We start from the raw sequence: 25,382 nt of genomic DNA, 5'->3' as shown, positions 1-25,382 counted from the left end.
TCCCCTTAACTTAAGCGCTGATGCCAGTGATTTTCACATCAGTGAACCACTGACGATGGCCCTGCTGCTTACGGTAGTGTTTACGACGACGAAACTTAACGATTTTAACTTTCTCGCCACGACCGTGAGCAACAACTTCAGCTTTGATAACGCCGCCATCAACGAAAGGAACGCCGATTTTGACTTCTTCACCGTTTGCGATCATCAGAACTTCAGCGAATTCAACAGATTCGCCAGTTGCGATGTCCAGCTTTTCCAGGCGAACGGTCTGACCTTCGCTTACTCGGTGTTGTTTACCACCACTTTGGAAAACCGCGTACATAAAAAACTCCGCTTCCGCGCACACCTTTTTGATGATTCAGAGTGCGCTATAAATATTCACAATAGGGCGCGAATATTACGCAAAACGCGAGCCTTTGACAAGTGCTACCGTCAATACATGAAGAAAAAAAACACAACACGTACGGTAACGTTTATCTACGGCGTTTTTTCAGTACAATCAGCATATATTTATAACCCTGAACCCGACGTTACCTCGCCATACAGTGAGGTAATCGGGGCGAGAAGCCCGGCTTTTGCGATGAATTTAGAAAAAATCAATGAGTTAACCGCGCAAGATATGGCGGGGGTCAATGCGACAATCCTTGAACAGCTCAATTCCGACGTCCAGTTGATCAATCAGTTAGGGTACTACATCGTGAGCGGCGGCGGAAAACGCATTCGCCCAATGATCGCAGTACTTGCAGCACGTGCCGTTGGTTACCAGGAAAATGCGCATGTTACGATTGCGGCTCTCATCGAGTTTATCCACACCGCGACCCTGCTGCATGACGATGTTGTGGATGAGTCTGATATGCGACGCGGAAAAGCCACAGCAAATGCGGCGTTTGGTAATGCGGCCAGCGTGCTGGTCGGCGATTTTATCTATACCCGCGCATTTCAGATGATGACCAGCCTCGGCTCGCTGAAAGTACTGGAAGTTATGTCGAAAGCGGTCAACGTCATCGCAGAAGGTGAAGTTCTGCAGTTGATGAACGTCAACGACCCGGACATCACCGAAGAAAACTATATGCGCGTCATCTACAGCAAGACGGCGCGTTTGTTTGAAGCCGCAGCCCAATGCTCAGGTATTCTGGCTGGCTGCAGCGAAGAACAAGAGAAAGGGTTGCAGGATTATGGCCGTTATCTCGGGACTGCGTTTCAGTTAATTGACGATTTACTGGATTACAGCGCAGATGGCGAGCAACTGGGTAAAAACGTCGGCGATGACCTTAACGAAGGTAAACCGACGCTACCGCTGCTGCATGCCATGCGCCACGGCACTCCAGAACAAGCGCAGATGATCCGCCAGGCCATTGAGCAAGGTAACGGTCGTCACCTTCTGGAGCCGGTTCTGGAAGCGATGAACGCCTGTGGCTCACTGGAGTGGACCCGACAGCGGGCGGAAGAAGAGGCCGATAAAGCCATCGCCGCGTTGCAGGTGTTGCCTGATACGCCATGGAGAGAAGCGCTGATTGGTCTGGCGCATATCGCCGTACAGCGCGACCGCTAATTCCCCTGCCCTCAATCCCCCATCATCCCGTGCCCCGCACGGGATGTTCTTATAAAGTCCGATAAATCTTTTCCACTTCCCATACTGTTACGCACAATCTTGGTATATTCCGAATATACACACACTTTACATGAACATTTTAGAACATTCGTTCTTCGGGCGTTATAGTGTCGGCACAACCGATCGTGAAACCGTAAGCCGTTAACCAAAGGAGAGATGAATTGATGGAAAGCAAGCTGATTGACTGGCATCCGGCCGACATCATCGCCGGACTGCGCAAGAAAGGGACCTCAATGGCCGCTGAATCACGTAAAAATGGATTGAGTTCATCAACGCTGGCCAATGCGTTAACGAGACCATGGCCAAAAGGTGAGTTGATTATCGCCCAGGCACTGGGAACTGACCCTTGGGTGATTTGGCCGTCACGCTATCACGATGCGAAAACGCATGAATTCATCGACAGAACACGGATGATGAGGGGACCGAGAGGGAAAAAGAATCCTGAATGAACATTAAGCAGTAACCCCCGGGCCAAAGACCTGGGGGTTACAATAGGCGTTGATGATTACTCGCCTTTCACACGCTCAATGTTTGCGCCCAGCGCGCGCAGTTTATCTTCGATGCGCTCATAGCCGCGATCGATGTGATAAATACGATCGACCACCGTCGTACCTTCAGCAATACAACCTGCCAGCACTAAACTTGCAGATGCACGCAGATCGGTCGCCATCACCTGTGCGCCAGAGAGCGTTTCCACGCCGTGGCAAATCACGGTGTTGCTTTCAATTTCCGCGTGAGCGCCCATACGGCTCAGCTCAGGCACGTGCATGAAGCGGTTCTCAAACACGGTTTCCGTGATGAAGCCCGTCCCTTCTGCCACCAGGTTCAGCAGCGTGAACTGGGCCTGCATATCGGTCGGGAACGCCGGGTGCGGCGCAGTGCGCACATTGACCGCCTTCGGACGCTTGCCGTGCATGTCGAGGCTAATCCAGTCGTCGCCGACTTCGATATCCGCACCCGCATCACGCAGCTTCGCCAGGACGGCATCCAGCGTGTCCGGCTGTGCATTGCGGCAGATAATTTTGCCGCGAGAAATCGCCGCCGCCACCAGGAAAGTACCGGTTTCAATACGGTCTGGCAGAACGCGATAAACACCACCGCCGAGACGTTCAACGCCTTCGATGGTAATACGATCGGTGCCCTGGCCAGTGATCTTCGCGCCCAGCGTAATCAGGAAGTTCGCGGTATCGACGATCTCTGGCTCGCGCGCGGCGTTTTCGATGATAGTGGTGCCTTCAGCAAGTGTTGCCGCACACATAATAGTGACCGTCGCACCGACGCTCACTTTATCCATGACGATGTGCGCGCCTTTCAGACGACCATCAACGGACGCCTTCACATAGCCTTCTTCCAGCTTGATCGTCGCGCCTAACTGCTCCAGACCGGTAATGTGCAGGTCAACCGGACGCGCGCCGATGGTGCAACCACCCGGCAGTGAAACCTGACCCTGGCCAAAACGAGCAACCAACGGTCCGAGCGCCCAGATAGACGCACGCATGGTTTTTACCAGATCATACGGTGCGCAGAAGACGTTAACGTCACGCGCATCAATGTGCACGGAACCATTACGCTCAACTTTCGCCCCCAACTGGCTCAGTAGCTTCATGGAGGTGTCAACGTCCTTCAGTTTCGGGACGTTTTGGATCTCTACAGGTTCTTCCGCCAGCAGCGCCGCAAAAAGGATCGGCAGTGCAGCGTTTTTAGCGCCTGAAATTGTGACTTCGCCCTGGAGCTTCGTTGGCCCCTGAACACGAAATTTATCCATTATTCTGTTCTCTGTTAAGAATTTATCTTCGCTACCGGCACATCACCCGTAGCTCAAAAACCGTTAAGTTTGCGATCACGCGCCCATTCCGCTGGGGTAAACGCTTTAATCGACAAAGCATGAATGCGATTGTCCGCAATGTATTCCATCAACGGGCCATAGACCGATTGCTGCTTCTTGACCCGGCTCATGCCTTCAAACATCTCACCCACGGCAATAACCTGAAAGTGACTGCCGTCGCCAGAAACGTGGACTTCCTGGAGGGAGAGTGCATTCATCAGCACGCTCTGAATTTCATTATTTTCCATGGGCTCTTCATTCGTCAGATAGTGAAAACAGCCCAACATCTTAGAGCAAAGTGGCGCTGTCATAAATAAGCAAAAAGCCTCGCTGATAAATCAGACAAGGCTTTGGTGGCAGATCCCCTGTGATGGGGGTGCTGAATGTAGGCACAAGGCCTTATCCAGCCTGAAAAAATTAACGCGGAAGGACGTCGTCGGGCAGATTGTAAAGCTGCGCCAGCGTGTAAACTTTATCGTTAACGCCAGCGAGCGAAACGCTGTTCCCCTGCTGCTTGCCCTGATCGATCAAGTGCAGCAGTAACGCCAGACCACCGGTATCCACCCGGGAAACCTGGTTCAGGTCGATGCAAGTTACCCCTTGCATCGCCTCAACTCGTGCATCCCATAATGGATTTAACACGTCCTGATCCAGCTCTCCCACCAGCACCAGCTTGTCAGCTTCACGCATCCAGGTGAGTGACTGCGTCATTATTTTTTCTCTTCCAGGGTAATTTTCTGCTGAGAAATAGATTTCAGCTGTGCCGTCAGGCCATCGATACCTTTGGTACGCAGCAGATCGCTCCACTCATTCTGTTTGGTGGTGATCATACTTACGCCTTCGGCGATCATGTCATACGCCTGCCAGTTACCGGTTTGCGAGTTTTTACGCCACTGGAAATCCAGACGAACCGGAGGACGGCCATTCGGATCGATAATGGTCACGCGGATAGGCACGATGGTCGCATCACCCAGCGGCTGCTCAGGAGCAATCTGGTAGGTCTGACCGTGGTACATTGCCAGCGCCTGACCGTAAGCCTGCTTCAGGTATTCACGAAAGGCGGCGAAATAGGCGTCACGCTGTGCCGGGGTCGCTTCTTTGTAGTAGCGGCCCAGGACCAGCGCACCGGCGTATTTAACCTGTACGTATGGCAACAATTCCTGATCGACAACATCGCGCAGGTAATCCGGGTTTGCGCGGATTTTAGGTTGCTCGTTTTTCAGGCGGTCAAAGGTCTTCTGCGCCGCCTCATTCATCAATTTGTACGGGTTAGTCTGATCCGCTGCGGTTGCCGCGCTAAGGGGGGCAATGATCAGCATTGCCACCATCATCAATCGTTTAAACATACGTCGATTCTCCTGAGATTATTTCGTTGCGCCCGCAGGCGTAGTGGCTTCATTATTGCCTTCAGTTGCGGCTGGCGCATCGCCAGAATTCTTATTGTCATCACCTTTACTGTTGCTGTTGTAAAGGAACTGACCAATCATGTCTTCCAGCACCATCGCGGATTTCGTGTCCTGAATCGTACCGCCATCTTTGAGGATAGACGTTCCCAGCTCAGGATCTTCAAAACCGACGTTCAATGCCAGATACTGCTCGCCCAGCAGGCCGGAAGTACGGATGCTCAGTGAACTGGTGTCTGGAATATGGTTAAAACGCGATTCGATTTCCAGCGTCACGCGCGGCAGATACGTTTTCGGATCTAACGAGATATCCGATACACGTCCAACCACCACCCCGCCAATCCGCACAGGAGAGCGTTCTTTCAGGCCGCCGATATTATCAAAGGTCGCATAAATCGTGTAAGTCGGCTCAGTACGCATTGAGGTAACATTCGCTGCTTTCAGGCAGACAAACAGCGCAGCCAGCAGCGCAACCAGTAAGAATAACCCGACCCAAATTTCATTTTTTTTCGTTTGCATGAACTCAATTCCCAAACATCAGTGCGGTGAGCACAAAATCCAGCCCCAGAACGGCGAGAGAGGCGTGCACAACGGTGCGTGTCGTTGCCCGGCTAATGCCGGCGGAGGTCGGGATCGCATCATAACCATTGAACAATGCAATCCAGGTGACCGTAATGGCGAACACCACGCTTTTAATCAGACAGTTGACCAGGTCCAGACGCCAGTCGACGGCATTTTGCATCGCCGACCAGAAAAAGCCTGCATCAATACCTTTCCAGCTTACTCCAACCAGCGAACCGCCCCAGATCCCTACCGCGACAAAAATAACTGTCAACAGCGGTAATGAAATGACACCAGCCCAAAAACGCGGAGAGATCACCCGACGCAGTGGATCGACGGCCATCATTTCCAGACTGGAGAGCTGTTCGGTCGCCCGCATCAGGCCAATCTCTGCGGTTAAGGCCGATCCGGCGCGCCCGGCAAACAGTAGCGCCGCAACAACCGGCCCCAGCTCACGTAACAATGACAGCGCCACCAGCATGCCAAGGCTGGTTTCCGCGCTGTAGGTCGTCAGAACCAGGTATCCCTGCAACCCCAGCACCATACCGATGAACACACCAGAAACAATAATGATCAGCATCGATAAGACACCGACATTATAGAGTTGGCGTATCAGCAGCGGCGCATGTTTGCGAAACTCCGGCTTGCCAATAACCGCATTGAACAACATTAATCCGGCTCGCCCGAACGTCCTGAGGGTTTTAATCCCTCGATGTCCGAGTGATGCCAGCGCATTTAACAACATGGGTGGCTTAACTCCCTGTTTTGAGTAAATCGATGTGGTAGTCGCCCGCCGGGTAACGGAACGGAACCGGCCCATCAGCAATACCGTCAAGGAACTGACGTACGCGCGGGTCGGCATTTTCTTGCAGAGCCTGAGCACTACCGTAGGCCACTATTTTTTTGTCCGCCATAATATAGGCGTAATCTGCAATACTCAGCACCTCAGGCACATCATGGGACACCACCACACAGGTGACGCCCAGCGCACTGTTCAGTTCCGAAATCAGTTTCACCAGCACGCCCATAGTAATGGGGTCCTGGCCGACGAACGGTTCGTCAAACATAATGAGGTCAGGTTCCAGCGCGATGGCGCGTGCTAACGCGGCGCGGCGTGCCATCCCACCGGATAATTCAGAAGGCATTAATTTTGCCGCGCCCCGCAGACCAACGGCCTCAAGCTTCATCATCACCGTGCTCTTCAGCAATGGCGCCGGCAACGTTGTATGCTCGCGTAGCGGATACGCGACGTTGTCAAACACGTTCATGTCGGTAAACAGCGCACCAGACTGAAACAGCATGCTCATGCGCTTACGTACGGTAAATAAACGCGAACGGGACATTGCCGGGACGTTTTCGCCGTCAAACAGGATCTCGCCCTTATCCGGAGGGATCTGTCCGCCAATCAGACGCAACAGCGTCGTTTTGCCGATGCCTGATGGCCCCATGATCGCCGTCACCTTACCGCGCGGTACCGTCAGGGAAATATTATCAAAGATGCAGCGGTCGCCTCGGGAAAAGCTGACATCGCGCATATCGACTAGATTCGCCACAGACTGCCCCATTGATTCATCCTTTACTATTGCCTCGTTGATCGAAGAGTTTGGCGCTCAATTTAGCCCTGAACCCAACATATTTACAGATTATTGCCTGTCCTGGTTAGCGAAAGCTGGCATTTGTTTTACTTTTTAGCCGCATAAAGTCAAAATTAAGACTTCGTTACGGCTTCCAGAAGATCCTTCAAGTGGACCGGCGAGTATACCTGAAGAAAGGACTTTAGATGCTTTTAGCGACGGCGCTGTTAATAATTGGTTTACTTCTGGTGGTCTACGGTGCCGACCGTCTGGTATTTGCCGCATCCATTTTATGTCGAAATTTCGGTATCCCCCCCATTATTATTGGGATGACCGTCGTCAGCGTAGGGACGTCGTTACCCGAGATCATTGTCTCTGTGGCTGCATCAATAAATGGGCAACTCGATCTGGCCGTCGGTACCGCTATCGGCTCTAACATTACCAACATTCTGCTTATTTTAGGTCTGTCGGCGCTGATTCATCCTTTTACCGTGCATTCTGATGTTCTGCGTCGTGAATTACCGCTAATGTTGCTGGTAAGTCTTTTAGCCGCATCCGTCCTGTATGACGGCCAGTTGAGTCGTAGTGACGGTTTCTTTCTCCTGCTTCTGGCCGTGCTATGGCTGCTATTCATTGTTAAAATCGCTCGTCTGGCTGAGCGACAAGGCAATGACACGCTGACCCGGGAGCAGATAGCGGAGCTTCCGCGCGAAGGCGGATTACCGGTCGCGTTTTTGTGGCTGGGCATTGCGCTGATTATTATGCCAATGGCAACACGGATGGTGGTGGACAATGCCACTGTACTGGCGAACTATTTCGCCATGAGCGAACTCACCATCGGGCTGACGGTAGTCGCTATTGGTACCAGCCTGCCAGAGCTGGCAACGGCCATTGCGGGTCTGCGTAAAGGCGAAAACGACATCGCCGTTGGCAACATCATCGGCGCGAACATTTTTAATATTGTTATCGTCCTCGGACTGCCGGCGCTGATTACGCCGGGTGAAGTCAACCCGATGGCCTTCATCCGTGACTATAGCGTCATGCTGCTGGTGAGCGTAATTTTTGCACTACTCTGCTGGCGACGTCCGCGCCAGATTGGTCGCGGCGCGGGTGCGCTGCTGACCGGCGGTTTTATCATATGGCTGGCGATGCTGTATTGGTTATCGCCACTTCTCGTTGGATAACTGGAAACGCATTATGTCGCACTTAGAGTTGCAACCGGGTTTTGACTTTCAGCAAGCAGGCAAGGAAGTCCTGGCAATTGAACGTGAAGGCCTGGCGGAGCTTGATCAGTACATTAATCAAAACTTTACCCTCGCTTGTGAAAAAATATTCAGCTGCCCGGGAAAAGTGGTGGTGATGGGGATGGGGAAATCCGGACATATCGGACGGAAGATGGCGGCCACATTTGCCAGCACCGGCACCCCCTCATTTTTCGTACATCCTGGCGAAGCCGCGCATGGCGATCTGGGTATGGTCTCGCCGCAGGATGTGGTTATTGCCATCTCAAACTCCGGTGAATCCAATGAGATAGCGGCGTTAATCCCGGTATTAAAACGTCTTCATGTCCCGCTTATTTGCATGACTGGCCGTCCGGAAAGCAGCATGGCGCGTGCGGCAGATGTGCATCTGTGTGTTAAAGTGCCCAAGGAAGCTTGCCCATTAGGCCTGGCGCCGACCAGTAGCACCACTGCAACGCTGGTGATGGGTGATGCTCTTGCCGTGGCGTTATTAAAAGCGCGTGGCTTCACCGCGGAAGATTTTGCGTTATCGCATCCAGGTGGCGCACTGGGCCGTAAGCTTTTGCTGCGAGTTAACGATATTATGCATACGGGCGATGAAATCCCGCATGTGAATAAAAGCGCCAGCCTGCGTGACGCCTTACTTGAGATCACACGTAAAAATCTCGGCATGACCGTCATTTGCGATGATGCAATGAAGATTGACGGTATTTTCACAGATGGCGATTTACGTCGCGTCTTTGATATGGGCGTAGATGTACGCCAGTTAGGCATTGCCGATGTGATGACCCCTGGAGGCATTCGCGTGCGTCCGGGCATTCTTGCCGTTGATGCTCTGAACTTAATGCAGTCCCGCCATATCACTTCGGTAATGGTTGCTGATGGCGACCAGTTACTCGGTGTGTTACATATGCATGATCTGCTGCGTGCAGGTGTAGTGTAAGAAACTCAAGGATAAAGAAAATGAGTAAAGCAGGTGCGTCGCTTGCGACCTGTTATGGACCCGTCAGCGCTGACGTTATCACCCGGGCAGAGAACATCCGTTTGCTGATCCTGGATGTGGATGGCGTACTGTCTGATGGTCTGATTTATATGGGCAACAACGGTGAAGAGCTGAAGGCTTTTAATGTCCGCGATGGCTACGGAATCCGTTGTGCGCTCACTTCCGGTATTGAGGTTGCTATTATTACCGGACGAAAGGCTAAACTTGTAGAAGATCGCTGTGCCACATTGGGGATCACGCATCTGTATCAGGGGCAGTCAGACAAACTGATCGCCTTTGACGATCTGCTTGGAAAACTGGCGATCGCGCCGGAAAATGTGGCCTATGTAGGCGATGACCTGATTGACTGGCCAGTGATGGCAAAAGTGGGATTGAGCGTAGCGGTGGCGGATGCCCATCCATTGCTGATTCCACGTGCCGACTACGTCACCCGTATCGACGGTGGACGCGGCGCTGTACGTGAAGTCTGCGATTTATTACTCCTGGCGCAGGGCAAACTGGACGAGGCCAAAGGGCAATCGATATGAGCAAAACCAGACGTTGGGTTATCATTCTACTGTCGCTGGCTGTCCTTGTGATGATTGGTATTAACCTGGCAGACAAAGACGAGGCCACTCAGGTCGCCGTCAATAACAACGAGCCAACCTATAAAAGCGAACATACCGATACCGTCGTGTATAGTCCGGAAGGCGCGCTGAGCTATCACTTGATCGCCCAACACGTTGAATATTATTCAGAACAAGCGGTTTCGTGGTTTACTCAACCGGTATTAACCACGTTTGATAAGGATAAAGTACCGACCTGGTCAATCAAGGCCGATAAAGCCAAATTGACCAACGATCGGATGCTGTATCTGTACGGCCATGTTGAAGTTAACGCCCTGGTGCCTGACTCTCAACTACGCAGAATTACGACCGATAACGCACAGGTTAACCTGGTGACTCAAGACGTCACTTCTGATGATCTTGTCACGTTATATGGCACAACATTTAACTCCAGCGGACTGAAGATGCGCGGCAACTTACGCAACAAGAACGCCGAGCTGATTGAAAAGGTTAGAACCTCATATGAAATCCAAAACAAACAAACTCAGCCTTAATCTTGTGCTTGCCAGCTCACTTCTGGCCGCCAGCATTCCGGCATTTGCCGTCACCGGCGATACCGAGCAGCCGATTCACATTGAGTCGGACCAGCAGTCCCTGGATATGCAGGGCAACGTGGTGACGTTTACTGGCAACGTGATTGTGACCCAGGGCACCATCAAAATTAACGCCGATAAAGTCGTTGTGACCCGCCCGGGCGGTGAAGACGGTAAAGAAGTGATTGATGGTTACGGTGATCCAGCCACGTTTTACCAGATGCAGGACAACGGTAAGCCAGTGAAAGGCCGCGCCTCACACATGCACTATGAACTGGCGAAAGACTTCGTCGTTCTCACCGGTAAGGCTTACCTGGAACAGCTTGATAGCAACATCACAGGCGATAAGATCACCTATCTGGTAAAAGAGCAGAAAATGCAAGCCTTCAGCGATAAAGGCAAACGCGTCACCACCGTTCTGGTTCCGTCGCAGTTGCAGGACAAAAACAAGGCTCCGGCAGAGAAAAAAGGTAACTGATTCGTTATGGCAACATTAACTGCAAAGAACCTTGCAAAGGCCTATAAGGGCCGCCGTGTGGTGGAAGATGTCAGTCTGACCGTCAACTCCGGGGAGATCGTCGGTCTGCTCGGTCCTAACGGTGCGGGTAAGACAACGACCTTTTACATGGTGGTCGGCATTGTCCCGCGCGATGCGGGCAACATTATCATTGATGACGAAGATATCAGTCTGCTGCCACTGCATGCGCGCGCGCGTCGCGGCATCGGCTACCTGCCGCAGGAAGCGTCGATTTTCCGTCGCCTGAGCGTGTTTGATAACCTGATGGCGGTACTGCAAATTCGTGACGATCTCACCAGCGAGCAGCGGGAAGATCGCGCCAATGAGCTGATGGAAGAATTCCATATCGAACATCTGCGTGACAGCATGGGCCAATCGCTCTCCGGTGGTGAACGACGCCGTGTGGAAATCGCCCGCGCGCTGGCCGCGAATCCGAAATTTATCCTGCTTGATGAACCGTTTGCCGGTGTTGACCCGATTTCCGTTATCGATATCAAACGGATCATCGAACACCTGCGCGACAGCGGGCTTGGGGTGTTGATTACCGACCATAACGTCCGCGAAACGCTGGCAGTGTGTGAGCGCGCCTATATCGTGAGCCAGGGACACCTGATCGCCCACGGCACGCCGACAGAAATACTGCAGGATGAGCACGTTAAGCGCGTATACCTTGGGGAAGACTTCAGACTCTGATAGGGTAGAAGACTTCACGTCACCGCAGGAGAGAACAACTCTGAACATGAAGCAAGGTTTGCAACTCAGGCTTAGCCAACAACTGGCGATGACGCCTCAGCTACAACAGGCGATCCGTCTGTTGCAGCTGTCCACGCTGGAACTTCAGCAAGAACTTCAGCAAGCGCTGGAAAGTAACCCACTGCTCGAGCAAACCGATCTTCACGACGAAATTGATACCCAGGAAAAACAGGACAGCGAATCCCTCGATACCGCAGATGCGCTCGAACAAAAAGAGATGCCAGAGGAACTACCGCTTGACGCCAGTTGGGATGAAATCTACACCGCCGGTACGCCTTCAGGCACCAGCGGAGATTACATCGACGACGAACTGCCTGTGTACCAGGGTGAGACTACGCAATCGCTGCAGGATTACCTGATGTGGCAAGTGGAGCTGACCCCGTTCTCGGATACCGATCGCGCCATTGCGACATCGATTGTTGATGCGGTTGACGAAACCGGTTATCTCACCGTGACACTGGACGATATTCTCGAAAGCATGGGCGATGACGACGTCGGTATGGATGAAATCGAAGCCGTGCTTAAACGCGTTCAGCGCTTTGATCCCGTTGGCGTGGCAGCCAAAGATCTGCGTGACTGCTTACTGATCCAACTTTCGCAATTTGATAAGTCCACGCCATGGCTGGAAGAAGCGCGTCTGATCATCAGCGATCACCTCGATTTGTTAGCCAACCATGACTTTCGCTCGCTGATGCGCGTAACCCGACTGAAAGAAGACGTGCTGAAAGAAGCCGTCAACCTCATCCAGTCGCTCGATCCCCGCCCAGGACAGTCGATCCAGACCGGCGAGCCGGAATACGTCATCCCGGATGTGCTGGTGCGTAAGCATAACGATCGCTGGGTGGTCGAACTCAACGGCGACAGCATTCCACGCTTGCAGATTAACCAGCATTACGCCGCGATGTGCAATAGCGCGCGCAACGATGCTGACAGCCAGTTTATTCGTAGTAATTTGCAGGACGCAAAGTGGCTGATTAAGAGTCTGGAAAGCCGCAATGATACGCTGCTGCGCGTCAGTCGCTGTATCGTTGAACAGCAGCAAGCCTTCTTTGAGCAAGGCGAAGAATTTATGAAACCGATGGTGCTGGCGGATATCGCCCAGGCCGTCGAGATGCACGAATCGACCATTTCCCGAGTGACCACGCAAAAGTATCTGCACAGTCCGCGCGGCATATTTGAACTGAAGTATTTCTTTTCCAGTCACGTTAACACTGAAGGCGGGGGCGAAGCCTCATCCACAGCTATCCGCGCACTGGTGAAGAAATTAATTGCTGCGGAGAACCCCGCGAAACCGCTGAGTGACAGCAAGTTAACCTCTATGCTGTCGGATCAGGGTATCATGGTGGCACGCCGCACCGTTGCGAAGTACCGAGAGTCTTTATCCATTCCGCCGTCTAACCAGCGCAAACAGCTGGTATGACCCAACCGATAAGGAAGACACTATGCAGCTCAACATCACTGGAAACAACGTCGAAATCACGGAAGCTCTGCGCGAGTTTGTTAATACCAAGTTCGCCAAGCTTGAACAATATTTCGACCGGATTAATCAGGTCTATATTGTGTTGAAAGTGGAGAAGGTTACACATATCTCGGATGCAACACTGCATGTAAACGGTGGCGAAATTCATGCCAGCGCGGAAGGTCAGGATATGTACGCCGCCATTGACGGTTTAATTGATAAACTGGCTCGGCAGTTAACAAAACATAAAGATAAACTGAAACAGCACTAACTTGTCCGGGCAGTTAGCGGGTGCAGGACGGCCTGTTGTGCAGCACAACGGGCCATTTGTACGGTTAGCGCTTAGGTGAAATTATGATAAATAACGATACGACTCTACAACTGAGCAATGTTCTTAACCAGGAATGTACGCGTGCAGCCGTTCACTGCCAAAGCAAGAAACGCGCACTGGAAATCATCAGTGAACTGGCGGCAAAACAGCTCAGCCTGCCCTCTCAGGTGGTATTTGAAGCCATTCTGACGCGTGAAAAAATGGGCAGTACCGGCATCGGTAACGGTATTGCCATCCCGCATGGCAAGCTGGAAGAAGACACGATGCGCGCGGTTGGTGTGTTTGTGCAACTCGAAACGCCCATCGCCTTCGACGCCATTGATAATCAACCCGTCGATCTGCTTTTCGCCCTGCTGGTCCCGGCAGACCAAACCAAGACGCATTTGCATACATTGTCGCTGGTCGCCAAACGTCTGGCAGATAAAACCATCTGCCGTCGCCTGCGCGCCGCACAGAGTGACCAGGAGTTGTATCAAATCATCACGGACACCGAAGGTGGACAGGATGAAGCATAACAACCCAATGGCATCCTTTTTTGTCGTTGTGAGGAGAAACAGTACATGGTACTGATGATCGTCAGCGGTCGTTCAGGGTCAGGCAAATCCGTCGCCCTGCGTGCGCTGGAAGATATGGGTTTTTACTGCGTGGATAACCTTCCCGTAGTGCTGTTGCCCGATCTGGCTCGTACACTGGCCGATCGCCAGATTTCTGCGGCCGTCAGCATTGACGTGCGTAACATGCCGGAATCCCCGGAAATTTTTGAGCAGGCAATGAACAATCTGCCTGAAGGCTTCTCACCGCAGCTGCTGTTCCTTGATGCTGACCGTAACACACTGATTCGCCGCTACAGCGACACACGTCGTTTACACCCCCTCTCCAGCAAAAACTTATCGCTGGAAAGCGCTATCGATAAAGAAAGCGATTTGCTGGAGCCGCTGCGTTCCCGCGCAGACCTGATTGTTGATACCTCCGAAATGTCCGTACACGAACTGGCGGAAATGTTGCGTACCCGACTGCTGGGCAAACGCGAACGCGAATTGACGATGGTATTCGAATCCTTTGGTTTCAAACACGGTATCCCGATTGACGCGGACTACGTCTTTGACGTGCGCTTCCTGCCCAACCCACACTGGGATCCGAAGCTGCGCCCGATGACTGGTCTTGACCGTCCCGTCGCCGCCTTCCTCGACAGGCACACAGAAGTACACAATTTTATCTACCAGACCCGCAGCTATCTTGAGCTATGGTTACCCATGCTGGAGACCAACAACCGCAGCTACCTCACCGTAGCCATCGGCTGTACCGGCGGGAAACACCGTTCGGTGTATATTGCAGAGCAGCTGGCAGACTACTTCCGCTCACGCGGTAAAAACGTGCAGTCACGCCATCGTACGCTGGAAAAACGTAAATCATGACCGTGAAGCAAACCGTTGAAATCACCAATAAGCTGGGCATGCATGCCCGGCCAGCAATGAAACTTTTTGAATTGATGCAGGGTTTCGAAGCAGAAGTTTTGCTGCGTAATGATGAAGGAACGGAAGCCGAGGCAAACAGCGTTATCGCGCTGCTGATGCTGGATTCTGCGAAGGGGCGTCAGATAGAAGTTGAAGCTACAGGCCCACAGGAAGTTGAAGCCCTGGCAGCAGTGATCGCCCTGTTTAATTCAGGGTTCGATGAAGATTGATCGAGAGCACAGAACGTAGCCAGTAGGCCGGATAAGGCGTTTACGCCGCATCCGGCAATAACTCCGCTAATACAGCTTATTTTCCCGCATAAACGACTCACCGCCTAACTGGCGCATTTGCCGCATAATCCACGCCTGACGGCTACGTACATAACCAGAAGGCGCATTCGCCTTAAAACGCAAAGGATTGGGTAACACCGCCGCCAGCAAGGCCGCTTCAGACAGGCTCAACCGACTGGCCGGTTTATGAAAATACCGTTGCGCCGCCGCCTCCACGCCAAATATCCCATCGCCAAACTCGGCGATATTCAAATAGACGGTCAGAATACGTTTCTTACTCCAGACGGTTTCCATACCCAGCGTTAGCCCGGCTTCGAGACCTTTACGCACCCAACTACGCCCATCCCACAAAAAGAGGTTTTTCGCCGTCTGTTGCGATAAGGTTGACGCCCCGCGAATACGGTTTTCATTACGTTCATTATGCGCCAGCGCTTTCTCGATGGCGGAGACATCGAACCCCCAATGGTCAGGGAACTTCTGGTCTTCGGCGGCAATCACCGCCAGTCCCATCCACGGTGAGATCTCATCCATACTCACCCAGTCCGAATGCGCCACATACCCGAAATCACCAGACAACCATGCGCCCAGTTGCCGTTCGACCATCACCGCCGAGAACGGTACCGGCATCACGCTGAAAAGGGCGATACCCCCGCCCCAGAATACGGCGAGGACGATCACCGCCCGTAGAAAGATGCGCCGCAGAAAAGCGGTAACGCCTTTTCTCATTCCGCCAGCACCAGCACACGCGAGACCAGTTTATCGATGCCACTCGCGGCCTGAGCGATATCCTGCGCCAGCATATAGGCGGGCGTGGTGACGATTTTGTTGTCTTCATCAACGACAATGTCGTCAACCGGACAAGGCACATGTTCTGCGCCCATCTCTTCCAGTACCTCTGCCGTATCGATATCAGTGCCAATGGTCAGACGCAGCGGAAAATCAAAAATTTTGGGTAACATGGCGGGCGCAATGCACATAAATCCCAGCGGCTTACCCATCTGATGCATGGCAACTGCCAGCGCGGCTAAATCGCTGTCAATCCGGCATTCGCTGCCCTGGCTGGCAAAATTACTCAGATTTTTGGCGGCGCCAAAACCACCCGGCACGATCAACGCATCCAGTTCCGTTGAGATCGCTTGAGCAAGCGGGCGAATCTCGCCGCGAGTGATGCGAGCGGCTTCAATCAGGACATTACGTGTTTCCGGCATCGGTTCGCCGGTCAGATGATTAATCACATCAGCTTGTTGTTTATCCGGTGCGAAGCAGACGGCCTGCGCGCCGTTGCGGGCAATGGCCAGCAGCGTGAGTACGGTTTCATGGATCTCTGCACCGTCATACACACCGCATCCGCTGAGCACGACTCCCACTTTTTTCATCGTGATACTCCTTTCTCAACTGGCTGAAACATATTAGTTATTATGATTTAAATGCTACGCTTCACACATTTAACTGATTCATGTAACAAATTATTTAAGATTTGCTATCTTAACTGCGTGCGGCCTGAAAAATAGGGCTGCGCCTTTGTACACAATGACAATAATTTACGGCGCAGCCACGATTTCCCTGGTGTTGGCGCAGTATTCGCGCACCCCGGTCAAGCCGGGGTCATTTTTTTTCCACGCTCGCCACCCAGGCTTTTAGTACCGCCACGTCGTGCTGCCACTCCTGCTTCATCTCTTCAATCCATTCAGCAACGTTATCTTCCCAGGCAGGAAGATCTGGCGACTGGATTTGCTGACCTAACTGTTGCAGATGACGCAGCCCCACCGAACCTGCCGCACCTTTAATTTTATGACCTTCCTCAACCACGCCTTTTTTATCACGTGCTGTCAGATTGGATTCCAGCACGCTCAAATATCCCGGCATCATTTTCTCAAACACCGCCAGCCCGTCGGTAATTAACTTCGGACCCACCAGCTCGAGGTATTGTTCCAACATAGGAATATCTAACAGCGCTTGCGATTTACTGCTCTCTTCAGATGTCACAGTGCTCTCCTCTTTGTTTCGGGTATCCCAGTATTTTTTGATCATGGCGGTTAAAGCCGGGACTGACAGCGGCTTACTCAGCACGTCGTCCATTCCCGCCTCCAGATACTCTTTTTTATCTTTCAGAACGTTGGCGGTAAGGGCCACCAGCGGCGGCAAGTCTTCACGCGCGTATTTTTGCGTCAACTCGCGGGAGATATCCAGCCCGGTCATATCCGGTAGCTGAATATCCAGTAATACCAGGTCATATTCACCCGGCGTGAACATTTCCAGCGCGGCTTTCCCGGTCATGGCGACATCCACGCTATTACCCAGTTTTTCCAGCACTGAACGCGCGACAATGACGTTCAGTTCAATGTCTTCCACCAGCAGTACATTCAGGGCGGGCAGCGGCATGTCATCATCTTCAAAAGCATCTTCAATCTCTTCCGCTACCGCCGGCGCATGCACGGTCAGCGTAAAGACAGAGCCTTTACCAGCCTGGCTGGAGACCGTAATATCGCCACCCATATTTTTCGCCAGACGCTTTGATACGGCCAGGCCAATCCCGGTTCCCGTTGCCGGTTTGCCGCCGTTACTGTCCTTCACCTGATAATACATGGCGAAGATCTTATCCTGCTCATCCTGCGGAATACCGATCCCGGAATCTTCTACCTCGAAATGCAGCATATTCCCCTGGTCATAGCGCGCCCGCACGGTCACCTGCCCCTGCTGGGTGAACTTCACGGCGTTGCTGATCAGATTCCACAGAATCTGGCGCAAACGCGTGCCGTCGGTAATCACTTTATGCGGCAACGGTAGCGTTGGCTCAAGCACAAACCGCAGCCCTTTTTGCTGTGCCTGCAGGCCAGAGAGGTTTTCCAGATCCGCCATAAAGCTGGTGAAATCGATTGGCTGGTTATCAAGCTGGACTTTACGCCGCTCCATCTTATCCATATCGATAATATCGTTGAAAATATTGCCCAACGTCACGGCAGAGACATGGATAGTTTTCAGGTATTTTTCCTGCTCGGCGGTCAAATCCGTATCCAGCAGGATCCGGCTTAAGCCAACAATGCCGTTCAGCGGGGTACGCAGCTCATGACTGATGGTGGAAATAAACGTGGTCTTATCGCGGCTGGCGCGTTCAAGCGCGTCCTGATAACGCTTACGTTCAGTAATATCGCGACCAAAGCCCATCAGACCATGTCGTTTACCGACGCGGTCGTAGTAAGGCACTTTACGAATTTCAAAGCAGGCTTTGCGTCCATCCGGGTAGTCCAGCCACTGTTCATAAGTGAGCGAGACGTTATGACGAAACACCTTCTCGTCGGTCTCAATAACTTTTTCCGCCGCCTCAGGGGAGTAAACGTCAGCCGGTTTTAAATTCACCAGTTGCTTTTCACTCTTGCCGGTCAGCAGCTCCATGGCGCGGTTACAGCCGGAAAATTCTTTATCTTCATTACGATAAAAGACCAGATCCGGCGAGGCATCAAGGAAAGAGCGTAAAAATGAAGACTGTTGCTCAAGCTGAATCTGCGCCTCTTCGCGCTCTTTGATTTCGACCTTCAGCTGTTCAAACGTTTCCTGGCGCTCCGCTTCGGCTTTTTCACGCTCAACAATTTCCTGATTGAGCTGGGCAATATTATCTTTCAACTGCACATTGAGCTTGAGATCGCGCTCGCGCATCTCTTCCAGCTTTTGCACCAGTCGTGACAGACGCTGCCGGGACTCCTCCAGTTGCTCCACCACCACTGACAAAAAATAGACGGCCCAGGGGGTAATTAACAGACCAAAAAAGATAGAGCGGATGACATCAATGCTTTCTACCTGGCCATGCAGCACCATGGTGACAGCCATTTGCACCACAATTGCCAACACCACCAAAGCCAGCGCTAATAGCAGCGAAAAGCGCACCAGACCTAACTTCATCATCAGGTCGACATAATATTGCGCCAGCATACGAATTTGCTTCATAGAGGGTTCCTTCACGACAACTTGGCACAATAATACTCAATTCTCAGCGTGACGTTGAAGATTGTGCAAGAAATGCGGAGGTTATCGGTGAAATGACTGGGTAGGCGGTAGGCCGGATAAGGCATAGCCGCCATCCGGCAATGTGCGCCGGGCCGCCTGATGGCGCGCAGCTTTCAGGCCTACATGACTACGGATGGTTAGCTCCCCGGCTGAATCCACGGCGTACCCAGCGCCGAGCCTTGCACGCCGTGCTCGTTAAGGTACTTATCCAGTTCGACCATCCCCGTCCAGCGATTTTCACACCATAGCGGCGCCAACAGCGTTGGGCGACGCGCGCTGGCGGAAATACGATGATAAATCACCTCCGGCGGCGTATGGCGGATCATCTCCCCTGCGGTAATCGTGTAGTCGTCCAGTTCAATCCCGTTCAGCCGCCCGGCTTCCCAGGCTTTCGCCATCGTACTGCCTTTCACAATATGCAGCGGATGCAGCTTAATACCGTCAACGCCCGTCTCCACCACACGTTCCAGGGTTTGCAGACATTCTGCCTGCCCTTCTCCCGGCAGACCGACGATCAGATGCGAGCACACTTTCAGCCCGCGCGTGCGCGCCAGCCGTGTGGTGTTTTGGTAGCAGGCGAAATCATGGCCGCGGTTAATTCGGTGTAGGGTTTTGTCATGCGCGGTTTGCAGGCCGAGCTCCAGCCACACTTCATAGCCCAGGTCTTTATACTCACAAAGCAGATCAAGCACCGCTTCCGGCACACAGTCGGGGCGCGTCCCAACGCATAACCCAACGATACTGGCCTGGCTGACCGCCTGTTGATACATCGAACGCAGCACCTGTACTTCAGCAAAGGTGCTGGTGTAAGCCTGGAAATAGGCCAGATAGCGTTTTGCGCGATTGACCAGGTGCGCCTGATGCTCAAGCTGCTCGGCAATGGAATGGTGCTGCTGCGCTTCATCGGCAAACGAGGCGACATTACAGAAAGTACATCCGCCGCGCCCGATGGTGCCATCGCGATTTGGACAGCTAAAACCGCCGTGCAGCGTGAGTTTATGAACCTTTTGTCCATAACGGCGAGAAAGATCCCCACCAAACATATTGACTAATTTCTGTAACTGCATAATCTGGTAGACCGCGCCTTGAAAAGAGGCCAAAGCCTGCCATTTTTTTCCCCAGTCGGCGATGACCTGGATCAATCGCCCTGGCGAGCCTTTATTCATTGCATAACAAATCAAAATAATCGAAATTTCATTCACTAAAAATGTAATTACTTTTCCTTATATTCGACTATTTTTTTTATCTTCTTATACTCTTTGCATAAAAACAGTATCTTTAAGACGCCAAAACTTTAAAAACCAGCATAAAATGCCAGGCATCTCGATAAACAAAGGCAGGACGAGAGATATACAGCCGTTCTGACAGTGAGACAGATCACACTTCCCTGACCGTTCCCCCTACGTTAAACCGATGTAAAAAATCCTTTTATTTCAGCAATTTCATAAAGTTAATCGCCCTATAGCACATTTTTGCATAAATAAGATTGCCATTTGACCTGTGTGTGGATTCCCGATAACGTGGAAATCCGCTGGAAGCTTTCTGGATGAGCAGCCTGCTCATCATATTTATGCAGTAATTGAGATTCCCTCTGAAGCAAGTCCTCAAACTTGTTTGACCTGTGCGAAAAGGATAAAGAGGGCGAATGCGAGGTAAGCGTATGACACGCAAACCCCGTCGCCATGCTCTTGGTGTGCCCGTGCGCAACGGTTCAGATGGGAATCCCGCAGAGCCTGGGGAGGTTCACTCATATGTTGTACGATAAATCCCTTGAGAGGGATAACTGTGGTTTCGGCCTGATCGCCCACATAGAAGGCGAACCTAGCCACAAGGTAGTGCGTACCGCCATACACGCACTGGCCCGCATGCAGCACCGTGGCGCAATTCTTGCCGATGGAAAAACCGGCGATGGTTGCGGCCTGCTGTTACAAAAACCGGATCGCTTTTTCCGCATCGTGGCGCAAGAGCGCGGCTGGCGTTTAGCCAAAAACTACGCCGTCGGCATGATCTTTTTAAATAAAGACGCTGAACTGGCAGCTGCCTCTCGCCGCATAGTTGAAGAAGAATTACAGCAGGAGACCCTGTCAATTGTCGGCTGGCGCGACGTGCCGACCAACGAAGGTGTTCTCGGTGAAATCGCTCTATCCTCCCTGCCTCGTATTGAGCAAATTTTCGTTAACGCCCCTGCGGGTTGGCGTCCGCGTGATATGGAACGACGTCTGTTTATCGCCCGTCGTCGTATTGAAAAACGCCTTCTGCAAGATAAAGACTTCTACGTCTGTAGCCTGTCGAATCTGGTGAATATTTATAAAGGTCTGTGTATGCCGGCGGATCTGCCGCGCTTTTACCTGGACCTCGCGGACCTGCGTCTGGAGTCGGCCATCTGCCTGTTCCACCAACGCTTTTCCACCAACACCGTGCCGCGCTGGCCGCTGGCGCAGCCGTTCCGCTATCTGGCGCACAACGGCGAGATCAACACCATCACCGGCAACCGCCAGTGGGCGCGCGCCCGTACCTATAAATTCCAGACGCCGCTGATCCCTGACCTGCACGACGCCGCGCCGTTCGTGAACGAAACCGGATCCGACTCCAGCTCCATGGATAACATGCTTGAGCTGCTGCTGGCGGGCGGGATGGACATCATCCGCGCCATGCGTTTACTGGTGCCGCCAGCCTGGCAGAACAACCCGGATATGGATCCGGAGCTGCGCGCGTTCTTTGACTTCAACTCTATGCACATGGAACCGTGGGACGGCCCGGCGGGCATCGTCATGTCCGACGGTCGCTTTGCCGCCTGTAACCTCGATCGTAACGGCCTGCGCCCGGCGCGCTACGTCATCACCAAAGACAAGCTGATTACCTGCGCCTCTGAGGTCGGGATCTGGGATTACCAGCCGGATGAAGTGGTGGAAAAAGGCCGCGTCGGCCCTGGCGAGCTGATGGTTATCGACACCCGCAGCGGGCGCATTCTGCACTCTGCCGAAACCGACAATGACCTGAAAAGCCGCCACCCCTACAAAGAGTGGATGGAGAAAAACGTTCGTCGTCTGGTGCCGTTCGAAGAGCTGGCTGACGATCAGGTCGGCAGCCGCGAGCTGGACGATGATACCCTCGCCAGCTACCAGAAACAGTTTAACTACAGCGCCGAAGAGCTGGATTCCGTCATTCGCGTACTCGGTGAAAATGGTCAGGAAGCGGTTGGCTCAATGGGTGACGATACCCCGTTTGCCGTGCTGTCCAGCCAGCCGCGCATCATTTATGACTACTTCCGCCAGCAGTTCGCGCAGGTGACTAACCCGCCTATCGACCCGCTGCGTGAAGCGCACGTTATGTCGCTGGCCACCAGCATCGGTCGCGAGATGAATGTCTTCTGCGAAGCGGAAGGTCAGGCACACCGTCTGAGCTTTAAATCGCCGATCCTGCTGTACTCCGATTTCACCCAGCTCACCACCATGAAAGAGGAGCATTATCGCGCTGACCGTCTGGATATCACCTTCGACGTGACCGAAACCACGCTCGAAGAGACCGTCAAAGCCTTGTGCGATAAAGCGGAACAGATGGTACGTAACGGCACGGTACTGCTGGTGCTCTCTGACCGTAATATCGCAAAAAACCGTCTGCCGGTTCCGGCACCAATGGCCGTGGGCGCAGTGCAAACGCGTCTGGTAGAACAAAGCCTGCGTTGCGACGCCAACATCATCGTTGAAACGGCGAGCGCCCGTGACCCGCACCACTTCGCGGTACTGCTCGGCTTTGGCGCGACGGCCATTTATCCGTATCTGGCGTATGAAACGCTGGGGCGTCTGATCGACACTCAGGCGATTGCCAAAGATTACCGGACCGTGATGCTGAACTACCGTAACGGCATCAACAAAGGTCTGTACAAAATCATGTCCAAAATGGGCATCTCAACCATCGCCTCTTACCGCTGCTCGAAGCTGTTTGAAGCCGTTGGTCTGCATGATGATGTCGTGGCGCTGTGCTTCCAGGGCGTAGTCAGCCGCATCAGCGGCGCAGGGTTTGTCGACTTCCAGCAGGATCTGCTAAACCTCTCGAAACATGCCTGGCTGGCGCGGAAACCTATTAGCCAGGGCGGTTTGCTGAAGTACGTCCACGGCGGCGAATACCACGCTTACAACCCGGACGTGGTGCGCACACTGCAACAGGCAGTACAAAGCGGCGAATACAGCGACTATCAGGAATATGCCAGGCTGGTCAATGAGCGTCCGGCGGCCACGCTGCGCGATCTGCTGGCGATTACGCCCGGCGATGAAGCCGTGAGCATTGACGAGGTAGAACCCGCGAGCGAATTATTTAAACGCTTTGATACCGCAGCCATGTCTATCGGCGCATTGAGCCCGGAAGCACACGAGGCGTTGGCGGAAGCGATGAACAGCATCGGTGGTAACTCTAACTCTGGCGAAGGCGGCGAAGATCCTGCGCGTTATGGCACCAACAAGGTATCGCGTATTAAGCAGGTAGCTTCCGGTCGCTTTGGCGTAACCCCGGCGTACCTGGTCAACGCCGACGTCATTCAGATTAAAGTCGCTCAGGGCGCGAAACCGGGCGAAGGCGGTCAGTTGCCGGGTGATAAAGTTACCCCGTACATCGCTAAATTGCGCTATTCAGTGCCGGGCGTGACGCTGATCTCCCCGCCGCCGCACCACGATATCTACTCTATCGAGGACTTAGCGCAGCTGATTTTCGACCTCAAACAGGTCAACCCGAAAGCGATGATCTCGGTGAAGCTGGTTTCTGAACCAGGCGTCGGCACCATCGCCACCGGCGTGGCAAAAGCCTATGCAGACCTCATCACCATCGCTGGCTACGACGGCGGCACCGGCGCAAGCCCGCTCTCCTCGGTGAAATATGCGGGCTGCCCATGGGAGCTGGGTCTGGTGGAGACCCAGCAGGCGCTGGTCGCCAACGGTCTGCGTCACAAGATTCGTCTGCAGGTCGATGGCGGTCTGAAAACTGGCGTGGATATCATTAAAGCGGCGATTCTCGGCGCGGAAAGCTTCGGTTTCGGCACCGGTCCAATGGTCGCGCTGGGCTGTAAATATCTGCGTATTTGCCATCTGAACAACTGCGCAACCGGCGTGGCAACTCAGGACGACAAACTGCGTAAGAACCACTATCACGGTCTGCCGTTCAAAGTGACCAACTACTTTGAATTTATCGCCCGCGAAGTGCGCGAGCTGATGGCCGAGCTGGGCGTGAAACGTCTGGTGGATCTGATTGGTCGTACCGACCTGCTCAAAGAGCTGGAAGGGTTTACCGCCAAGCAACAGAAACTGGAACTGTCTCGTCTGCTGGAAACCGCCGAGCCGCATCCTGGTAAGGCGTTGTTCTGCACCGAGAACAACCCGCCGTTTGATAACGGCGTACTGAACGCACAGCTCCTGCAACAAGCAAAACCGTATGTCGATGAGCGCCAGAGCAAAACCTTCTGGTTCGATATCCGCAACACCGACCGTTCCGTGGGTGCGTCGCTGTCTGGCTATATTGCCCAGACCCACGGCGATCAGGGGCTGGCATCTGACCCGATTAAAGCGCACTTCAACGGTACTGCGGGCCAGAGCTTTGGCGTGTGGAACGCGGGCGGCGTGGAGCTGTATCTGACCGGCGATGCCAACGACTATGTCGGTAAAGGCATGGCGGGCGGCCTGCTGGCAGTGCGTCCTCCGGTTGGCTCGGCTTTCCGTAGCCATGAGGCGAGCATCATCGGTAACACCTGCCTGTACGGCGCCACCGGCGGTCGTCTGTTTGCAGCAGGCCGTGCGGGCGAGCGCTTTGCGGTGCGTAACTCCGGCGCTATCACCGTGGTGGAAGGTATCGGCGACAACGGCTGCGAGTATATGACCGGCGGCATCGTCTGTATTCTCGGTAAAACGGGCGTCAACTTCGGGGCGGGTATGACGGGCGGATTCGCCTACGTACTGGATGAAGACGGTGATTTCCGCAAGCGCGTGAACCCGGAACTGGTGGAAGTGCTGGACGTTGATTCTCTGGCCATTCATGAGGAACACCTGCGCGGTCTGATTACCGAGCACGTGCAACATACCGGCTCTTCACACGGCGAAGAGATCCTGGCTAACTGGCCAGCATTCTCAGCGAAATTCGCGCTGGTAAAACCAAAATCCAGTGATGTGAAAGCACTGTTGGGTCACCGTAGTCGTAGCGCAGCAGAGCTGCGTGTGCAGGCGCAGTAAGGGGTAG

General features: G+C 53.2%; 26 protein-coding genes. 14 read left to right on the top strand and 12 right to left on the bottom strand.

Annotated elements, in window-relative coordinates:
• Positions 1 to 10: 10 nt before the first annotated feature.
• The gene (gene rplU / locus FDW96_RS03530) at positions 11 to 322 is read right to left on the bottom strand and encodes a 50S ribosomal protein L21 (protein ID WP_003025032.1); all 312 of its coding nucleotides are present in this window, start codon (positions 320 to 322) and stop codon (positions 11 to 13) included.
• Between the two features lie 258 nt (positions 323 to 580).
• On the opposite strand from rplU, the gene ispB reads away from it, so the two are divergent.
• Positions 581 to 1,552 (top strand): octaprenyl diphosphate synthase, encoded by a 972-nt coding sequence (gene ispB, locus FDW96_RS03525; RefSeq protein ID WP_003025033.1) that lies wholly within the window; start codon positions 581 to 583, stop codon positions 1,550 to 1,552.
• 224 nt (positions 1,553 to 1,776) lie between these two features.
• Positions 1,777 to 2,061 (top strand): DNA-binding transcriptional regulator SfsB, encoded by a 285-nt coding sequence (sfsB, locus tag FDW96_RS03520; RefSeq protein ID WP_042311284.1) that lies wholly within the window; start codon positions 1,777 to 1,779, stop codon positions 2,059 to 2,061.
• A 56-nt stretch (positions 2,062 to 2,117) separates the two neighbouring features.
• On the opposite strand, the gene murA is transcribed toward sfsB, so the two are convergent.
• The 7 genes from murA to mlaF form a co-directional block, all read right to left on the bottom strand.
• The gene (gene murA, locus FDW96_RS03515; RefSeq protein ID WP_006687871.1) at positions 2,118 to 3,377 is read right to left on the bottom strand and encodes a UDP-N-acetylglucosamine 1-carboxyvinyltransferase; all 1,260 of its coding nucleotides are present in this window, start codon (positions 3,375 to 3,377) and stop codon (positions 2,118 to 2,120) included.
• 53 nt (positions 3,378 to 3,430) lie between these two features.
• Positions 3,431 to 3,685, bottom strand: a complete 255-nt coding sequence (gene ibaG / locus FDW96_RS03510) for a BolA family iron metabolism protein IbaG (RefSeq protein ID WP_032940719.1) — start codon at positions 3,683 to 3,685, stop codon at positions 3,431 to 3,433.
• 169 nt (positions 3,686 to 3,854) lie between these two features.
• Entirely contained in the window at positions 3,855 to 4,148 is a 294-nt protein-coding gene (gene mlaB / locus FDW96_RS03505; RefSeq protein ID WP_042311286.1) for a lipid asymmetry maintenance protein MlaB, read from the bottom strand.
• Positions 4,148 to 4,783: a phospholipid-binding protein MlaC gene (gene mlaC / locus FDW96_RS03500; RefSeq protein ID WP_038634253.1), complete on the bottom strand. Its 636-nt coding sequence runs from the start codon at positions 4,781 to 4,783 to the stop codon at positions 4,148 to 4,150. The genes mlaB and mlaC overlap by 1 nt, the downstream gene beginning before the upstream one ends.
• Positions 4,784 to 4,801: 18 nt before the next feature.
• Positions 4,802 to 5,359: an outer membrane lipid asymmetry maintenance protein MlaD gene (gene mlaD, locus FDW96_RS03495; RefSeq protein ID WP_047026392.1), complete on the bottom strand. Its 558-nt coding sequence runs from the start codon at positions 5,357 to 5,359 to the stop codon at positions 4,802 to 4,804.
• 4 nt (positions 5,360 to 5,363) lie between these two features.
• Positions 5,364 to 6,146 (bottom strand): lipid asymmetry maintenance ABC transporter permease subunit MlaE, encoded by a 783-nt coding sequence (mlaE, locus tag FDW96_RS03490; protein WP_061382521.1) that lies wholly within the window; start codon positions 6,144 to 6,146, stop codon positions 5,364 to 5,366.
• Between the two features lie 7 nt (positions 6,147 to 6,153).
• Positions 6,154 to 6,966, bottom strand: coding sequence for a phospholipid ABC transporter ATP-binding protein MlaF (mlaF, locus tag FDW96_RS03485; protein WP_003828749.1), 813 nt, complete (start codon positions 6,964 to 6,966; stop codon positions 6,154 to 6,156).
• A 215-nt stretch (positions 6,967 to 7,181) separates the two neighbouring features.
• On the opposite strand from mlaF, the gene FDW96_RS03480 reads away from it, so the two are divergent.
• From FDW96_RS03480 to npr, 11 genes are all read left to right on the top strand, one after another.
• Positions 7,182 to 8,159 carry a calcium/sodium antiporter gene (locus tag FDW96_RS03480; protein ID WP_042311289.1) on the top strand — a complete coding sequence of 326 codons (978 nt, stop codon included), beginning with the start codon at positions 7,182 to 7,184 and terminating at the stop codon, positions 8,157 to 8,159.
• 13 nt (positions 8,160 to 8,172) lie between these two features.
• Complete coding sequence (gene kdsD / locus FDW96_RS03475) at positions 8,173 to 9,159, top strand: arabinose-5-phosphate isomerase KdsD (protein WP_038634261.1); 987 nt, start codon at positions 8,173 to 8,175, stop codon at positions 9,157 to 9,159.
• A 20-nt stretch (positions 9,160 to 9,179) separates the two neighbouring features.
• The gene (kdsC, locus tag FDW96_RS03470) at positions 9,180 to 9,746 is read left to right on the top strand and encodes a 3-deoxy-manno-octulosonate-8-phosphatase KdsC (protein WP_079225927.1); all 567 of its coding nucleotides are present in this window, start codon (positions 9,180 to 9,182) and stop codon (positions 9,744 to 9,746) included.
• Positions 9,743 to 10,318, top strand: coding sequence for an LPS export ABC transporter periplasmic protein LptC (gene lptC, locus FDW96_RS03465; RefSeq protein WP_061382523.1), 576 nt, complete (start codon positions 9,743 to 9,745; stop codon positions 10,316 to 10,318). The genes kdsC and lptC overlap by 4 nt, the downstream gene beginning before the upstream one ends.
• Positions 10,287 to 10,835 (top strand): lipopolysaccharide ABC transporter substrate-binding protein LptA, encoded by a 549-nt coding sequence (lptA, locus tag FDW96_RS03460; RefSeq protein ID WP_042311295.1) that lies wholly within the window; start codon positions 10,287 to 10,289, stop codon positions 10,833 to 10,835. Before lptC ends, lptA begins: the two co-directional genes overlap by 32 nt.
• A 6-nt stretch (positions 10,836 to 10,841) precedes the next feature.
• Positions 10,842 to 11,567 (top strand): LPS export ABC transporter ATP-binding protein, encoded by a 726-nt coding sequence (gene lptB / locus FDW96_RS03455; protein WP_003025073.1) that lies wholly within the window; start codon positions 10,842 to 10,844, stop codon positions 11,565 to 11,567.
• A 46-nt stretch (positions 11,568 to 11,613) separates the two neighbouring features.
• The gene (gene rpoN / locus FDW96_RS03450) at positions 11,614 to 13,047 is read left to right on the top strand and encodes an RNA polymerase factor sigma-54 (protein ID WP_038634272.1); all 1,434 of its coding nucleotides are present in this window, start codon (positions 11,614 to 11,616) and stop codon (positions 13,045 to 13,047) included.
• 22 nt (positions 13,048 to 13,069) lie between these two features.
• Entirely contained in the window at positions 13,070 to 13,357 is a 288-nt protein-coding gene (gene hpf, locus FDW96_RS03445) for a ribosome hibernation promoting factor (RefSeq protein ID WP_038634275.1), read from the top strand.
• Positions 13,358 to 13,440: 83 nt separating this feature from the next.
• Positions 13,441 to 13,932, top strand: a complete 492-nt coding sequence (gene ptsN / locus FDW96_RS03440) for a PTS IIA-like nitrogen regulatory protein PtsN (RefSeq protein WP_042311297.1) — start codon at positions 13,441 to 13,443, stop codon at positions 13,930 to 13,932.
• 45 nt (positions 13,933 to 13,977) lie between these two features.
• On the top strand, positions 13,978 to 14,832 hold the full coding sequence (gene rapZ / locus FDW96_RS03435; protein ID WP_003025085.1) for an RNase adapter RapZ: 855 nt from the start codon (positions 13,978 to 13,980) through the stop codon (positions 14,830 to 14,832).
• Positions 14,829 to 15,101, top strand: coding sequence for a PTS phosphocarrier protein NPr (gene npr, locus FDW96_RS03430; protein ID WP_003828770.1), 273 nt, complete (start codon positions 14,829 to 14,831; stop codon positions 15,099 to 15,101). The genes rapZ and npr overlap by 4 nt, the downstream gene beginning before the upstream one ends.
• 66 nt (positions 15,102 to 15,167) lie before the next feature.
• Here the strand turns inward: npr and mtgA are convergent, their stop codons facing one another.
• From mtgA to FDW96_RS03410, 4 genes are all read right to left on the bottom strand, one after another.
• A complete protein-coding gene (mtgA, locus tag FDW96_RS03425; RefSeq protein WP_137365220.1) occupies positions 15,168 to 15,887 on the bottom strand; it encodes a monofunctional biosynthetic peptidoglycan transglycosylase in 720 nt (239 codons plus the stop codon).
• Positions 15,884 to 16,537 (bottom strand): isoprenoid biosynthesis glyoxalase ElbB, encoded by a 654-nt coding sequence (elbB, locus tag FDW96_RS03420; RefSeq protein WP_137360135.1) that lies wholly within the window; start codon positions 16,535 to 16,537, stop codon positions 15,884 to 15,886. Before elbB ends, mtgA begins: the two co-directional genes overlap by 4 nt.
• 229 nt (positions 16,538 to 16,766) lie before the next feature.
• Positions 16,767 to 19,103, bottom strand: coding sequence for an aerobic respiration two-component sensor histidine kinase ArcB (gene arcB / locus FDW96_RS03415; protein ID WP_061382525.1), 2,337 nt, complete (start codon positions 19,101 to 19,103; stop codon positions 16,767 to 16,769).
• A gap of 197 nt (positions 19,104 to 19,300) precedes the next feature.
• Positions 19,301 to 20,230 (bottom strand): TIGR01212 family radical SAM protein, encoded by a 930-nt coding sequence (locus FDW96_RS03410; RefSeq protein WP_137365393.1) that lies wholly within the window; start codon positions 20,228 to 20,230, stop codon positions 19,301 to 19,303.
• A gap of 684 nt (positions 20,231 to 20,914) precedes the next feature.
• On the opposite strand from FDW96_RS03410, the gene gltB reads away from it, so the two are divergent.
• The gene (gene gltB / locus FDW96_RS03405; RefSeq protein ID WP_137365219.1) at positions 20,915 to 25,375 is read left to right on the top strand and encodes a glutamate synthase large subunit; all 4,461 of its coding nucleotides are present in this window, start codon (positions 20,915 to 20,917) and stop codon (positions 25,373 to 25,375) included.
• The last annotated feature ends 7 nt before the right edge of the window (positions 25,376 to 25,382 follow it).

It is taken from the genome of Citrobacter sp. TBCS-15, from assembly GCF_005280815.1.
In the GTDB taxonomy this organism is placed as follows: Bacteria; Pseudomonadota; Gammaproteobacteria; order Enterobacterales; family Enterobacteriaceae; genus Citrobacter; species Citrobacter werkmanii.
The sequence above is the reverse complement of the archived record's forward strand: the minus strand, read 5'-3'. Positions and strand labels throughout refer to the sequence as shown.

Excerpts from the sequence above, each read along its gene's own strand:
- rplU (WP_003025032.1), bottom strand. The coding sequence starts at position 322 with ATGTACGCGGTTTTCCAAAGTGGTGGTAAACAACACCGAGTAAGCGAA.
- ispB (WP_003025033.1), top strand. The coding sequence starts at position 581 with ATGAATTTAGAAAAAATCAATGAGTTAACCGCGCAAGATATGGCGGGG.
- sfsB (WP_042311284.1), top strand. The coding sequence starts at position 1,777 with ATGGAAAGCAAGCTGATTGACTGGCATCCGGCCGACATCATCGCCGGA.
- murA (WP_006687871.1), bottom strand. The coding sequence starts at position 3,377 with ATGGATAAATTTCGTGTTCAGGGGCCAACGAAGCTCCAGGGCGAAGTC.
- ibaG (WP_032940719.1), bottom strand. The coding sequence starts at position 3,685 with ATGGAAAATAATGAAATTCAGAGCGTGCTGATGAATGCACTCTCCCTC.
- mlaB (WP_042311286.1), bottom strand. The coding sequence starts at position 4,148 with ATGACGCAGTCACTCACCTGGATGCGTGAAGCTGACAAGCTGGTGCTG.
- mlaC (WP_038634253.1), bottom strand. The coding sequence starts at position 4,783 with ATGTTTAAACGATTGATGATGGTGGCAATGCTGATCATTGCCCCCCTT.
- mlaD (WP_047026392.1), bottom strand. The coding sequence starts at position 5,359 with ATGCAAACGAAAAAAAATGAAATTTGGGTCGGGTTATTCTTACTGGTT.
- mlaE (WP_061382521.1), bottom strand. The coding sequence starts at position 6,146 with ATGTTGTTAAATGCGCTGGCATCACTCGGACATCGAGGGATTAAAACC.
- mlaF (WP_003828749.1), bottom strand. The coding sequence starts at position 6,966 with ATGGGGCAGTCTGTGGCGAATCTAGTCGATATGCGCGATGTCAGCTTT.
- FDW96_RS03480 (WP_042311289.1), top strand. The coding sequence starts at position 7,182 with ATGCTTTTAGCGACGGCGCTGTTAATAATTGGTTTACTTCTGGTGGTC.
- kdsD (WP_038634261.1), top strand. The coding sequence starts at position 8,173 with ATGTCGCACTTAGAGTTGCAACCGGGTTTTGACTTTCAGCAAGCAGGC.
- kdsC (WP_079225927.1), top strand. The coding sequence starts at position 9,180 with ATGAGTAAAGCAGGTGCGTCGCTTGCGACCTGTTATGGACCCGTCAGC.
- lptC (WP_061382523.1), top strand. The coding sequence starts at position 9,743 with ATGAGCAAAACCAGACGTTGGGTTATCATTCTACTGTCGCTGGCTGTC.
- lptA (WP_042311295.1), top strand. The coding sequence starts at position 10,287 with ATGAAATCCAAAACAAACAAACTCAGCCTTAATCTTGTGCTTGCCAGC.
- lptB (WP_003025073.1), top strand. The coding sequence starts at position 10,842 with ATGGCAACATTAACTGCAAAGAACCTTGCAAAGGCCTATAAGGGCCGC.
- rpoN (WP_038634272.1), top strand. The coding sequence starts at position 11,614 with ATGAAGCAAGGTTTGCAACTCAGGCTTAGCCAACAACTGGCGATGACG.
- hpf (WP_038634275.1), top strand. The coding sequence starts at position 13,070 with ATGCAGCTCAACATCACTGGAAACAACGTCGAAATCACGGAAGCTCTG.
- ptsN (WP_042311297.1), top strand. The coding sequence starts at position 13,441 with ATGATAAATAACGATACGACTCTACAACTGAGCAATGTTCTTAACCAG.
- rapZ (WP_003025085.1), top strand. The coding sequence starts at position 13,978 with ATGGTACTGATGATCGTCAGCGGTCGTTCAGGGTCAGGCAAATCCGTC.
- npr (WP_003828770.1), top strand. The coding sequence starts at position 14,829 with ATGACCGTGAAGCAAACCGTTGAAATCACCAATAAGCTGGGCATGCAT.
- mtgA (WP_137365220.1), bottom strand. The coding sequence starts at position 15,887 with ATGAGAAAAGGCGTTACCGCTTTTCTGCGGCGCATCTTTCTACGGGCG.
- elbB (WP_137360135.1), bottom strand. The coding sequence starts at position 16,537 with ATGAAAAAAGTGGGAGTCGTGCTCAGCGGATGCGGTGTGTATGACGGT.
- arcB (WP_061382525.1), bottom strand. The coding sequence starts at position 19,103 with ATGAAGCAAATTCGTATGCTGGCGCAATATTATGTCGACCTGATGATG.
- FDW96_RS03410 (WP_137365393.1), bottom strand. The coding sequence starts at position 20,230 with ATGCAGTTACAGAAATTAGTCAATATGTTTGGTGGGGATCTTTCTCGC.
- gltB (WP_137365219.1), top strand. The coding sequence starts at position 20,915 with ATGTTGTACGATAAATCCCTTGAGAGGGATAACTGTGGTTTCGGCCTG.